Origin of the sequence: Idiomarina baltica OS145, assembly GCF_000152885.1 — a bacterium.
GTDB lineage: Bacteria > Pseudomonadota > Gammaproteobacteria > Enterobacterales > Alteromonadaceae > Idiomarina > Idiomarina baltica.
In genome coordinates this window covers 60,072-73,471 of record NZ_CH672406.1, presented here as the reverse complement: position 1 = coordinate 73,471, position 13,400 = coordinate 60,072, and the positions used below count along the sequence as shown (strand labels likewise).

8 protein-coding genes and 1 tRNA gene are annotated in these 13,400 nt (G+C 46.0%); 8 read left to right on the top strand and 1 reads right to left on the bottom strand.

Annotation, left to right across the window (positions count from 1 at the left end):
• Positions 1-159: 159 nt before the first annotated feature.
• From OS145_RS07850 to OS145_RS07840, 3 genes are all read left to right on the top strand, one after another.
• Positions 160-5,004: an NAD-glutamate dehydrogenase gene (locus OS145_RS07850; protein ID WP_006955800.1), complete on the top strand. Its 4,845-nt coding sequence runs from the start codon at positions 160-162 to the stop codon at positions 5,002-5,004.
• A complete protein-coding gene (gene pyrD, locus OS145_RS07845; protein ID WP_006955798.1) occupies positions 5,004-6,011 on the top strand; it encodes a quinone-dependent dihydroorotate dehydrogenase in 1,008 nt (335 codons plus the stop codon). The genes OS145_RS07850 and pyrD overlap by 1 nt, the downstream gene beginning before the upstream one ends.
• Positions 6,012-6,080: 69 nt before the next feature.
• A complete protein-coding gene (locus tag OS145_RS07840) occupies positions 6,081-6,629 on the top strand; it encodes a cell division protein ZapC domain-containing protein (RefSeq protein ID WP_006955796.1) in 549 nt (182 codons plus the stop codon).
• Positions 6,630-6,741: 112 nt separating this feature from the next.
• On the opposite strand, the gene OS145_RS07835 is transcribed toward OS145_RS07840, so the two are convergent.
• A tRNA-Met gene (locus OS145_RS07835) sits at positions 6,742-6,815 on the bottom strand.
• A 181-nt stretch (positions 6,816-6,996) separates the two neighbouring features.
• On the opposite strand from OS145_RS07835, the gene rlmKL reads away from it, so the two are divergent.
• The 5 genes from rlmKL to rmf all read left to right on the top strand — a co-directional run bounded on the left by rlmKL (position 6,997) and on the right by rmf (position 13,368).
• Positions 6,997-9,126, top strand: coding sequence for a bifunctional 23S rRNA (guanine(2069)-N(7))-methyltransferase RlmK/23S rRNA (guanine(2445)-N(2))-methyltransferase RlmL (rlmKL, locus tag OS145_RS07830; RefSeq protein ID WP_006955794.1), 2,130 nt, complete (start codon positions 6,997-6,999; stop codon positions 9,124-9,126).
• A gap of 8 nt (positions 9,127-9,134) precedes the next feature.
• On the top strand, positions 9,135-9,365 hold the full coding sequence (locus OS145_RS07825; RefSeq protein WP_006955793.1) for a glutaredoxin family protein: 231 nt from the start codon (positions 9,135-9,137) through the stop codon (positions 9,363-9,365).
• A complete protein-coding gene (gene uup, locus OS145_RS07820) occupies positions 9,362-11,284 on the top strand; it encodes an ATP-binding cassette ATPase Uup (protein ID WP_006955792.1) in 1,923 nt (640 codons plus the stop codon). The genes OS145_RS07825 and uup overlap by 4 nt, the downstream gene beginning before the upstream one ends.
• Positions 11,285-11,289: 5 nt before the next feature.
• Positions 11,290-13,014: a DUF3466 family protein gene (locus OS145_RS07815; RefSeq protein ID WP_006955791.1), complete on the top strand. Its 1,725-nt coding sequence runs from the start codon at positions 11,290-11,292 to the stop codon at positions 13,012-13,014.
• A 177-nt stretch (positions 13,015-13,191) separates the two neighbouring features.
• Positions 13,192-13,368 carry a ribosome modulation factor gene (rmf, locus tag OS145_RS07810; protein WP_006955790.1) on the top strand — a complete coding sequence of 59 codons (177 nt, stop codon included), beginning with the start codon at positions 13,192-13,194 and terminating at the stop codon, positions 13,366-13,368.
• The last annotated feature ends 32 nt before the right edge of the window (positions 13,369-13,400 follow it).

The following is a 13,400-nucleotide window of genomic DNA, read 5'->3' as shown; positions in this document are numbered from 1 at the left end:
GCTGGTCTAAACACTCATTTATTGCACGAATATGCGTTGAAAGCCTGCCTTAAATGTCCGACAATAACATCAATCATAGGTAGATTATCAGGCCGTGGGCCGCTTTGTGGCTTGCCTACGACGTTTCATCAAAAAAATAATCTCAAGGACTCTGCAATTATGTCGTTGGTTGATGGTCAATCCCCAGTACTTTTAGAAAAAGTAGTCGAACTTATTCAAAAGAAAGTTGCTTCAAGCCAAGCACCGCTTGTGCAAGATTTCGCGAAACGTCTTTATCGTAATATTTCCTCAGATGATTTGAGTCACCGTAATGACAGTGATATGTACGGTGCTGTGCTGGGTTTATGGCACAGCTTTAATGAATATAAACCCGGCGATAAAGCACTGATTAAAGTATATAACCCAGACGTGCCGAATGATGGCTGGGAATCACCGCACACGATTATTGAAATTATTCAGAGTGACATGCCGTTTATGGTGGACTCAGTCCGCATGGCTTTATCACGCTTGGGTATCACGAGCCACTTATTGTTGCACATGCCTATTAGCCATAAGCGTGATAAAGATAATCAGGTCACTGATTTATTACGCCCGGGTACTCGTGATGATAATTTTGTCGATACCGCATTCTTAATTGAGGTCGACCGCCAGAGCACCAAGGACGAATTAAAAGCGCTGAAGAAAGAATTGAGCTCTGTCATGGAAGAGATCAGCTTGGCGGTCTCCGATTGGCAGCCGATGGTGACCAAGCTCTCTGAAGTCGCAGAAGAAGTGACTGCCGATTATTATCCAGGCTCGAAGGAAGAAAAACAAAATATCCAAGCGTTTTTACGCTGGTTGGCGGATGATAACTTTACCATTACAGGCTATCGCTCTTATGACTTAAAGCCTGTTAAAGGCGATTACGAACTCAGCCAAACCGAAGATAGCAGTTTGGGTCTAATGCGTAATTCGGTCAGTGAAAAAGGTCGTTTAATTTCAAGCTTGCCAGAAGATGCGCGTGAAATTACACAGGACGATCGCATTCTGTTACTCACAAAAACCAATTCAAAGTCACGTGTTCATCGCCCAGCGCATTGCGACTACATTGGTGTCAAACGCTTTAATAAAGAAGGCGAGGTCATTGGTGAGCATCGCTTTATTGGTCTTTACGCGTCGAACTTCTACAACAATAGCGCGCGTGATATTCCACTGGTTTCGCAGAAGCTCAAGCGCGTGATTGAAGCGTCTGGTTTTGCTCCACAATCGCATGCAGCAAAAGCATTAGTTAATATTTTAGAGACCTATCCGCGTGATGAAGTCGTGCAAGCAGAGGATGATGATCTACTGCAAGTTGGTTTGGGCGTTTTGCAGATGCAAGAGCGGGATATGACTCGGATTTTCTTGCGTCGCGATATTTTTGGTCGCTTTATGACATGCATGGTGTATGTACCTAAAGAGCGTTACAACACTCTATTACGTGAACGCACTCAGCGCATTTTAAAACAAACCTTGCGTACTCAACACGACGTTGACTTTACCACTTATTTCTCCGAATCAAATCTCGCACGAACGCATTACACCGTGCGCCTAGAAGACGACCAGCAGGACGTAAATGTGAAGGAATTGGAACAGAATCTTATTGAGGCCGCTCGCACTTGGGAAGATAACTTTGAGCGTATTTTAAACTCAACCTTTGGTGAGGCGCGCTCAACACGTTTGAATAAACGTTATGGTCAAGCGTTCCCGCGTGCTTATAAAGAGGATGTGCTGCCTTCTGTTGCGATTTCAGATATCAACCAGCTTGAGTCCCTTGACGATGAACATAAACTCGGCATGGTGCTTTATCGCGCTCAGGAAGAGAAAGACGACAGCAAATACTTGCGTCTCAAGCTTTTCCATAAAGATCAACCCATCCACTTATCAGACGTGCTGCCGATGCTCGAAAACTTTGGCTTGCGTGTGATTGGCGAGAGCCCTTATCCTGTTAAAGCGGCAGACGGTAATGTATTTTGGATTTTAGATTTTCATATGATCCATACCGGTGGGGCGCTCGATTTAGAAACCAGTCGCGAACTATTCCAAGATGCGTTTGCAAAAGTTTGGAAAGGTGAACTTGAAGATGATGGCTTTAACCGGCTCGTACTTGGTGCCGGTATGACGGGTCGCCAAGTCACTATTTTACGTATGTTTGCGAAGTACATGCGTCAGATTGGTACGACCTTCAGTCAAAGCTATATTGAAAGCACGTTTAGCAAGTACCCGCTACTCGCTAAACTCGTCATTAAGATGTTCTACACGCGTTTTGAGCCCGGCACTAAAGGTGTTGAGAAGAAACTGGACGCGTTACATACGCGCATCAATACCGAATTAGATAGCGTCGCTAACTTGGACGACGATCGTATTATCCGTCGCTATGTTGAATTAATTGACGCCGCTTTACGTACAAACTTCTTCCAGAAGAATGAAAAAGGCAATGATAAACCTTACATCTCAGTTAAGTTCTTACCTGAACTGGTACCTGAGATGCCGTTGCCGTTGCCTAAGTTCGAAATCTTTGTCTACTCGCCGCGGGTAGAGGGTGTCCATTTACGGGGTGGTAAAGTGGCTCGTGGTGGCCTGCGTTGGTCGGACCGTCGTGAAGACTTCCGTACTGAAATTTTAGGCCTGGTGAAAGCACAACAAGTTAAGAACACCGTTATTGTACCTGTGGGTGCAAAAGGTGGTTTCTACTGTAAACACCTGCCCGAAGACCGTGAAGGTATGATTGCAGAAGGACAGGCGTGTTATAAAACGTTTATTCGTGCGTTATTAGATATCACCGACAATATCGTCGAGGGTGAAATCGTACCACCTGTTGACGTCGTTCGTCAGGACGAAGACGACCCTTACTTGGTTGTCGCAGCTGATAAAGGCACAGCGACGTTCTCAGATATCGCTAACGGTATTTCTGCTGAATATAACTTTTGGCTGGGCGACGCCTTTGCTTCCGGCGGTTCAGTTGGCTACGACCATAAGAAAATGGGTATCACCGCTCGTGGTGCTTGGGAGTCGGTTAAACGTCACTTCCGTGAAATGGGTATTGATTGCCAAACCACTGACTTTACCTGTGTTGCGATTGGCGACATGGCGGGGGATGTGTTTGGTAACGGCATGTTGCTATCTAAACATACTCGCCTACAAGCTGCGTTCAACCACATGCATATTTTTATCGACCCAGAACCAGACGCAGCCAGCTCTTGGAAAGAGCGTGATCGCTTATTTAAATTGCCGCGCTCAAGCTGGGAAGATTACAACAAAGAGTTGATTTCTAAAGGTGGCGGTATCTTCAGTCGCAGTGCTAAAGCAATAGAGCTGTCGCCAGAAATGAAGAAGATGCTGGGCTCCCAGAAGAAATCAATGACACCTAACGAGCTCATTCGTGCGTGTCTAACCATGGACGTTGATCTTATTTGGAACGGCGGTATCGGTACCTACATTAAAGGTAAAGATGAAACCGATTCTGATGTGGGTGACCGAGCCAATGACGCACTGCGCGTTAATGGTGCAGAATTGAAAGCCAAAGTGATCGGCGAGGGCGGTAACTTAGGTTTAACTCAGTTGGGTCGTATTGAATTTGCTCAGCGCGGCGGTCGTATTAATACCGACTTCGTTGATAATGTTGGCGGCGTGGACTGTTCAGATAATGAAGTCAATATCAAAATCTTGCTGAATGGTTTAGTCAATAACGGTGACCTCACGAAGAAACAACGCGATAAGTTATTGTACGACATGACTGATGAAGTGGCAGAAATCGTTCTTGACGATTGTAATCGTCAAACACAATCGCTCTCGATTACTGCGCTTCGAGGTAGTGACCAAATCAAAGAATTGCAACGCTTTATTCACCAGTTAGAACGTGACGGTGCATTAAATCGTTCGCTGGAGTTCTTACCTTCAGACGACGAGCTGGCGGAACGCCAAGCCCAGAATAAAGGTTTGACACGTCCAGAACTATCGGTTTTAACAGCCTATGGCAAAATGGTGCTTAAGGAGCAGTTAATCACCGATGAAATCACTGAAGATCCGTTCCTTGGCAAAGCATTGTTCCGTTCGTTCCCTAAACCGTTGCAAAAACAGTTTGCTGATTCGATGGCTTCACACCCGTTGAAGGGACAGATTATCGCGACTAAGTTAGCTAATACGATCGTCAATGATATGGGTCCTAACTTCGTGTTTCGTAAACAAGAAGCCACCGGAGCGACCATCGCTGAAGTTGCATCGTCATTTGTAGTGGCTCGCGAGTGTTTCCGCGTTGAGGAACTTTGGGATGCCATTGAAGCGTTGAACAATAAAGTGCCGGCTGAAACACAGAACGATATTCTGTTCCAGGTTCGCCGTATGGTGCGTCGAGCTACACGTTGGTTCTTGCGTCACCGCAACACTAAATTAAATGGTATTCAAGAGCACATTGACTTTTACATGCCCGCTTTTGATGACTTGCGTAAAAACTGTCTAAGTTATATGAACGAAGATGAAGCGGCTGTGATTCAAAAAACGATCGACCGCTATATTGAGCAAGGACTTCCGAAAGAGTTGGCTCAAGAAGTGGCGAGCTTGAGTACCGTATTTTCGGCAATGGACATTGCCGAAATTGCTGACGAAACCGAACAATCGTATCAGACCGTTGGCAACATGTACTTCTATTTAGGTGCTCGTCTGAATCTACATTGGTTCCTCAATCAAATTAATAATCAACCGGTTGCTAACCACTGGCAAGCGCTGGCACGTGCCGCATTCCGAGAAGAACTGGATTGGCAGCAACGTGCGTTGACCTTAGTTGTATTGAAATCGGCCTCAGAGATAGGTGAGCCGTTGCAAATGTTGGATGATTGGATGGACCAAAACGAATCCTTGCTGCAACGTTGGCAGTCAATGTTATCGGACTTCCGCACCACGAAGAGCCACGAGTTTGCTAAGTTCTCAGTTGCATTGCGTGAACTCATGTTGTTGAGCCACAACTGTGCGCCTAAGGTTGCGGGCTAGTGTATAACCTGGTCAGAAAATGGCTGTTTAACCAAGATGCCGAGCGTTCTCACGACTGGACGCTCGGTATGCTTCGGCGGTTTGCTAATACGCCATTGTCACTCGCGTGGCGCCAACGTCTGCCGGCCAAGCCTGTGACCGTGATGGGGATCGAGTTTCCGAATCCTGTCGGTCTTGCAGCGGGTCTCGATAAAAATGCGCGTTGCATGACTGCATTTGGACAGATGGGCTTTGGTTTTATTGAAGTGGGTACGGTGACGCCGAAACCACAGCCAGGCAACGAAAAGCCAAGACTGTTTCGGTTGGTTGATGATGAGGCCATTATTAACCGCATGGGTTTTAATAATGACGGTGTCGAGGCGTTGGTTGAACAGGTCAAGCGACGTACTTATAAAGGTGTGCTGGGCATTAATATTGGTAAAAACAAAGTCACTGAAGAGCAAGATGCTTTACAAGACTACGTTGCCTGCCTAACTCAGGTTTATCGTTATGCCGATTACGTGACCATCAATATTTCTTCGCCAAATACACCGGGCTTACGCAATTTTCAACACGGCGATGCTTTAAATGGTTTGCTAGCAGGCTTAAAAGCTGAGCAGAAAGAACTAGCAAAAGTGCATAGCAAGTATGTACCGCTTGTTGTTAAAGTCGCACCTGATCTGAGCCCAGAAGAAGTGCGTATGATGGCTGAGGCGTTTAACGAGCAGGGCATCGATGGTGTTATTGCAACGAATACAACGCTTTCGCGTGATGGTGTTTCGCATAGCGAACTAGCGGATGAAGCGGGTGGCTTGAGCGGCAAACCAGTGCGTGATCGCAGTACCTGTATTATTCGGCTGTTACGTTCAGCGTTGGACTCGTCAATTCCTATTATCGGAGTAGGCGGCATCGATTCTGCAGGCGCCGCGAAAGAAAAGCTTGAGGCGGGCGCATCGTTAGTGCAGGTTTACACCGGTTTTATTTACAAAGGACCTAGGCTTGTAAAGGACATTGTCAATAACTTGTAAAACTAGGTGACTTTGGGTAATCTATTTGCCAAATTTATAACAACATTCATAATAATAAAGGTGTGCAAGTTGGAAATTAATCAACACATGTGTTGGCTATACGACGATAAAGCTCAGCCACTGTCAATTCAGGCGGGGGATGGCGCACCTTTCCGTTTGCCTTATAAAGGCAAACAACTCGTGAATGTCGATTTTTGCTCTGCGCCTTTTAATGTTGAAGATTTGACTCTCTTACAGAATTTTGTCGATGTATTAGAAGGTTACTCAACAGATGACTTAGGTACGAGTGTCGAAGAGGCATCGTTGTGCGCAGCGGCATTTGTTCGTTTTGGGTGTCCGCAAATGCCTCAAAGTTGGCATTTTCAAAAGTCGAACATTGAAGAATGGGCGCCCGAACGTCATATCTGTGAATTGAATAGCGGTTTTGATGACGGTTTATTCTTGATAATCGACCGTGATGATGAATTTGCTTCATGTCTATTGTTGTCAGGTGATATGAAATTGTCACCGATTAAAACGATTAAACAGTATCACGTCATCAAAGTGCTTCATAATCGGTTGCTTCCCTCGACCCTAGAAATGCGTCAAACAATGCTATCTAGCCAACAGCTCGCATAAATTACTGCGCGTGAAGTCAATTGAGTGCTTTCGATAGTGTGCCGAGAATACTTTTATGGAAGATGTGATCTTGGTAACAGCTATAAATGCTTACTGAAGGCATCGGATTCGGTTGCGGGGGCAGGATTTGAACCTACGACCTTCGGGTTATGAGCCCGACGAGCTACCAGACTGCTCCACCCCGCGTCCGATGTGGGGTGCATAATATACATGTCCCACCGCTTGCGCAAGCGCTTTTTAATAAAATACAGTTCAAATGCATAAAAAACACACATACCGAACAACCTTTGTTCAGTTTACAGTGTTTTAAAGACACATTGATTGAGAAACGCTATAATCGCGGCCAAATTACTGAATGGAATAAACTATGTTGCGTTTATTTGTATCGTGCGCAAAAGGCATGGAACAATTATTAGAGAATGAGTTGCAGGGGCTAGGTGCCAAATCAATTACTGTGACTCAGGCGGGGTGCTATGTCGATGCAGACTTAAAGCTTGCGTACACCATTGCTCTATGGTCGCGTTTAGCCAGTCGTGTGCTCGTCGAGTTAGGCCGCGCTGAAACACTCAACGCAGAACAGATTCAGCAGGCGATTAGTGTCTTCGATTGGACACAGGTCATGCGTGATACACATAGCTTTGTCGTTGACTTTCATGGCACCAATGATGAGATACGTAACACGCAGTTTGGTGCCCAGGTCGTTAAGGACGGTATTATTGACTTTTTTCGGGGTCGTAACGCACAGCGCCCGAATGTCGATAAACAGGTTCCTGATATTCGAGTAAACGCGCGTTATCACAAGAATGAACTTATCTGGTCTTTAGATTTCTCTGGAGGTGGGCTGCATCAGCGAGGTTATCGCAAACAACAAGGTGAAGCGCCACTACGAGAAACACTGGCAGCCGCGGTGCTCATACGTGCTGGAATTCATCAACAATTAGAACACGATGAACCTGTTATCCTTGACCCGTTCTGTGGTTCGGGCACATTGGTGATTGAAGCGGCCATGATAGCGGCCGACCAAGCGCCGGGCCTAAACCGTCGCGACTGGGGCTTCCTGCGATGGGTAGGGCATGACCGCAGTGTTTGGCACAGTGTGCTTGAAAACGCTGAAAAGCGCTTTAAGGAAGGTCGCAACAAGATGACTGCGCGTTTTTATGCCAGTGACATGAACCCCAAACTCATCGGTATTGCGAAAGAAAATGCGGCCCGCTGTCAGCTTGGTCAATTTATTCAATTTGATACATCCGATGTGCTTGATATGCAGGCACCCGCTGATCAGGGTCTTCTGATTGCAAACCCGCCTTATGGTGAACGCCTCGGTGAAGAAGTCGAAACGCTGTTACTATACCGCCGTTTGGGCCGTCGGTTAAAACAGTCTTTCTTAGGCTGGCAAATAGGACTTCTTGCTGGCGACGAGACATTATTAAAACGTCTAAAACTGCGTAGTCATAAAAAATATGCGTTTATGAATGGTCCGATCGCCACCACATTGGCGCTATTCGATCTCACTAAAGAGCAAGTTGAATTTACAGAAAGTCAATCTGAAGACTTGTCTAACAGGCTTAAAAAGAATTATTCAAAACTTAGCAAGTGGGCGCGTAAAGAAGGGCTCGAAGCATGGCGTGTTTATGATGCCGACTTACCGGAATATAATGCGGCGATTGATATCTATGGCGATCACTTAGTAATACAAGAGTATGCGCCCCCCAAAACTATTCCTGATGGGGTTGCTACCGATCGTCTTTGGCACTTAGTGGAAATGGTTGCTGAGACTTTGCCGTTTGATTCAAGCCACATTGTATTAAAGGTGCGTAAACGGCAGAAAGGGCAAGAGCAATACGAGCGTCGCAATCGTCAGAAACAAGATAGCGTTATTTTCAACGTGCAGGAATATGGCGCCGAGTTTGAGGTTAATCTGACCGACTATCTCGATACTGGCTTATTCCTCGACCATCGCTTGGTTCGCAAAGAGCTGTTTGATAAGTGCGAAGATCTCGATGTTCTGAACTTATTTAGTTACACCTGTACCGCTTCAGTGCAAGCGGCGTTGGGCGGTGCGCATTCGGTCACGTCGGTCGATATGTCGAAAACGTACCTTGCTTGGGGTGAGCGTAATTTTCATTTGAATGGGTTGCGTGGTCGTCAATACGAGTTTATTCAAGCCGATTGTTTTACTTGGATGCGTGATCAACGCGACGACAGACGTTACGACGTCATTTTTATCGATCCCCCAACATTTAGTAACTCAAAACGCATGACGGGTACGCTGGACATTCAGCGCGATCATGTTGGCTTAATTAAAACGGCTGGACGACTGCTGAACGAGGGCGGCGTGATCTTATTCTCTAACAACCGCAAGAAGTTTAAAATTGATGAAGCGGGTTTAGAGAAGGCGGGTTATTCGGTAAATAACCAAACTGAGGCCTCTATCCCTGAAGATTTTAAACGTCATAAAGGGATTCATCACTACTTCATTATTAGTAAAGAGTACTAGGTGGAAATGTGTTTTATTTATTAACTAAGCCACATTGTCCTCTGTGTAAAGAGGCGTTACTGCTGCTCAATCAAATAGATTTAGATGAGTCGATTGAATTGAGTGTTGTCGATATTTGTTCGGATGAAAGATTGCAAAAAGAATATGGTTGGCTCGTTCCGGTGTTAGTTGATGCCAATGATAACGAGCTGCGTTGGCCTTTTGATGCTCAAAAGGCAAAGGAGTTTATTGAATCATGAGTTTGATACGCGTTCAGGATGCACAGCTGGCTTTTGGCGCTGATGCAATTCTGGATCATGCTGAGTTTATTTTAGAGGCCGGTGAGCGAGTCTGTTTGGTCGGACGCAATGGCGCGGGTAAGTCGACGCTTCTTAAGGTCATCGATCAAGAAATTCACTTAGACGATGGTCAAGTTCAGTATGTGGGAGATACGATAGTCACCCGGTTGCCTCAAGACCCGCCCGCGCAACTCGAAATGTCGGTTTATGATTATGTGGCTCAGGCGTTAGCCGATGTGGGCGAGAAATTAAACGAGTTTCATCGTTTATCAAATATGATTGCAGACGATCCGAGTGATGAAATGATGAAAGCGCTCGATAGTCTGCAAACACAGATCGATGCAAAGAACGGCTGGCAATTTGCGACTCGTATCGAGCAGGTTTTAACGCGCTTAAGTCTGCCTGCCGACGTATCGATGTCGCAATTATCGGGCGGCTGGTTGCGTCGTGTTGCACTCGCGCGTGCGCTCGTCGTTGATCCCGATGTGTTGCTACTTGACGAGCCGACTAACCATCTGGATGTCGAAATGGTGCAGTGGTTAGAAGAGCAATTACTGCAATTTAACGGTGCGATTTTATTTATTAGTCACGACCGTGCCTTTATTCGTAAACTTGCGACACGAATCGTTGATTTGGATCGCGGCGCTTTAACTTCATTTCCAGGTAACTATGACAGCTATGTCACGAAAAAGCAGGAGTTGCTAGAAGTTGAGCAATCACAAAACGCTGAGTTTGATAAAAAGCTTGCGGCAGAAGAAACCTGGATTCGCCAAGGAATTAAAGCACGTAGAACTCGTAATGAGGGACGCGTTCGGGCTCTACAGCAATTGCGTAAGGAGCGTGCGCAGCGACGTGAGTTGCAAGGTAATGCCAAGATGCAGGTCAATCAAGCGCAGCGGTCTGGCAAGCGCGTGTTTGAGGGCGAACATGTTGAACTGAGCTTTGATAAACCGATCATTCGTGATCTTGACTTACTGCTACAGCGCGGCGATAAAGTGGCGCTTGTGGGACCTAACGGTTGTGGTAAGAGTACGCTGATTAAAGTTATTTTGGGCGAACAAGCCGTTGATGCGGGAAATATTAAGCTCGGTACAAATCTGGAAGTCGCGTACTTTGATCAGCACCGCTCCCAACTTGATCCTGAAAAGTCGGTGATGGACAACGTGGGCGATGGCAAGCAGGACATTGTGTTTCAAGGTCGTCCACGTCATATTCTCAGTTATTTGCAAGACTTCTTATTTAGTCCCAAACAATCAAGGACTCCGGTACGCGCCTTATCTGGTGGTGAACGCAACCGTGCCTTGCTGGCTAAAATATTGCTAAAACCAAGCAATATTTTAGTACTCGATGAGCCGACTAATGATCTTGATATAGAGACCTTAGAGTTACTCGAACAGATTATTGCGGATTACGAAGGCACTGTCTTATTAGTAAGTCACGACCGTGAATTCGTGGATAATACGGCGACCTCCGTTTTGTTATTTGAGGGTGAAGGTCAGATCACCGAGATTTTCGGGGGATTCTCTGAAATTGAGCATTATCTCGCTCGTAAAAGTTTGCCCAATGATGGAACAAAATCAGCGTCTAAAGAGTCAGAGAAGCCGTCTTCAGAACAAAGTAATAACAAGGGTTCAGTAACAAAGCAGAAAAAGTTATCCTACAAGTTACAACGTGAACTCGATGAGTTGCCTGCAGCAATAGAAAAGATAGAAAGTGACATCGAAACCTTGCAGCAACAAATGAACGAACCGGAGTTTTTCTCTCAACCCATTGATATCACGCAGCCCGTGATGGAGCAAGCGGGCGCTCTAGAGGAGCAGTTAATGAGCTACTTAGAGCGTTGGGAAGAACTCGAAAATTTATCAAAACAGAGTAGTTAATCGTGATGAAACCATTTTCTAAGCATTTATTGGTAGCGAGTGTATTAGCAGGTTGCAGTGTTACGGCAAGCGCGGATACGTTCTCAATTGAAGAAATTGCAACGGCGGATAACTTTCGTAATAGCTTTCCGCGTGACTTAAACGAGCAAGGATTCATCGTTGGTGTCTCAAGTTTTCAGACCAATGTTGACATCGATTTAAGCCAATTAACTGCGACGCAGCTTGCGGCTTTGGGTATTACAGATATTGAAGAGGTGACTGAATTGACGCCTGCTCAATATGATTACATCGTCAACGCGTTGGCCGCTAACGTAAACAATAACTTTCTGCAAAAGTCGATTGCGCCGTATCAAGCGTTTATGTATGACGGTGTGACCCAGTCAGTGTCTTTCTTTGATCAACCTGATGATGTCTCCACAATAACGCACTTAAACAGTATCAACGCTGCGAATACCGCTGTGGGGATGGGGTACGGTGCTTATAAACCGGTCGAGTTCACGTATAAAAATGCGGATGATGAAGATGTCACGCGCACATACTATGTGCGAGATTTTATTTCTCGAGGTGTTTGGTATCAAGATGGCCAGACGACCACCATCGCGCCACCTGACCAATCTGTATTGGGTGGCGAGAGCGCATTGATGGACGTAAATGATAGCGGACTAGCTGCAGGCTATGCCAGTATTGGTCTAAGCCCTGGCGCGACCACGACTATCGACAACTGTACACCTGCCGAAGATAGCGATGCGATACAAACACGACCGTTGGAAGTGTGTGCCTCTGAGCTGTGGATAGACTTGCACAACGCTACAGCGAATAACATTGCGCCGATTTTATTCTACAGTCGTTCAAATTACGCCTCACGGCGTTCGATTTACGATATTCGTGGTTTTTTGTGGCAGTTAGATGCAAACGGTGAAGTGATTTCATCCACTGAACTAGGCACGCTTGCGGAGCGCCGCGAAGACGATCAATCTGACTTCTCAAGCTACGCGTTTGCTGTCAACAATAATGGTATCGCTGTTGGTCAGAGTTTCACTTATCACCCTAGTCGTGGTCCCATTCGCATGCCAGCCATTTTTATTGATGGCGAAGCTATTCCAGTCACTGAGAGTGATGAATATTATTGGGGCTCTGCGAATGCGATAAACGACAACAATCGCGTTGTCGGCTATTTAACTTCAACACGCGCCGCAAATTTGAGAAACACCGGCTTTTACTATGACGTGGATAGCGCCACGCTCGAAACGTTACCGGGTTTCTTTGAAGGGTCGTCAACGGTGCCCAGTGATATTAATAATAATGGCGTAGTGGTCGGTACAGGAGAGATCGAGCCTTCGCTATCGTCATCGCGTCGCCGGGTTGGGTTCGTGTACGATACAGCTGCCGAAAACGCTGAGTTCATTAACCTTAACGATGCCATTGCGTGTGACAGCCCGTACTTTATAGTCGACGCACGCGCGATTACAGACTCTGGCGAGGTCGTCGCTTCGGCACTTAAAACTGAAGAGTACGTTGATGGTGAAGGGAACACTCAAACCCGCCAGGTTTCAGTTACTATAAAGATGGATCCGATCGAAGGTGAGTTGAACAACTGTCGTGAAGAAGAGAATAAAGTAGAGCGTAGTGGCGCTAGTTTTGGCGGCTTCCCGCTAGCGGGATTATCGCTACTCGGTTTCTTTATTACACTTTCGCGCCGTCGTCAGCTAAAAAATATCAAAAAATCATAACGAAAATATCATAAAAAAGTAACACAGTTTCAACTTGTTAAGTTTTTTCAAGTAGGCTGTGTTACTTTTTCACATTGAACTATCCTGGTTTCGCGTTATCAATTATAGGGAGGGCATTAGTTAATGCGCTCTTTTGATAATCACAACCGAATAAGAAAGTGAAAAAGGGGTAGTTTTATGAAAAGACAGAAGCGTGATCGCTTTGAAAGAGCCCACACTCAAGGCTTTAAAGCCGGATTATCAGGACGCTCGAAGGATCAGTGTCCGTATCAAACCCAAGACGACTTCAGGTCTCAATGGTTAGGCGGTTGGCGAGATGCCATGGAGGCTAGGGGGACCGGCTTGTTCCGCTAAATGTCTCAGCAAATTAATATACAAACGCCGGC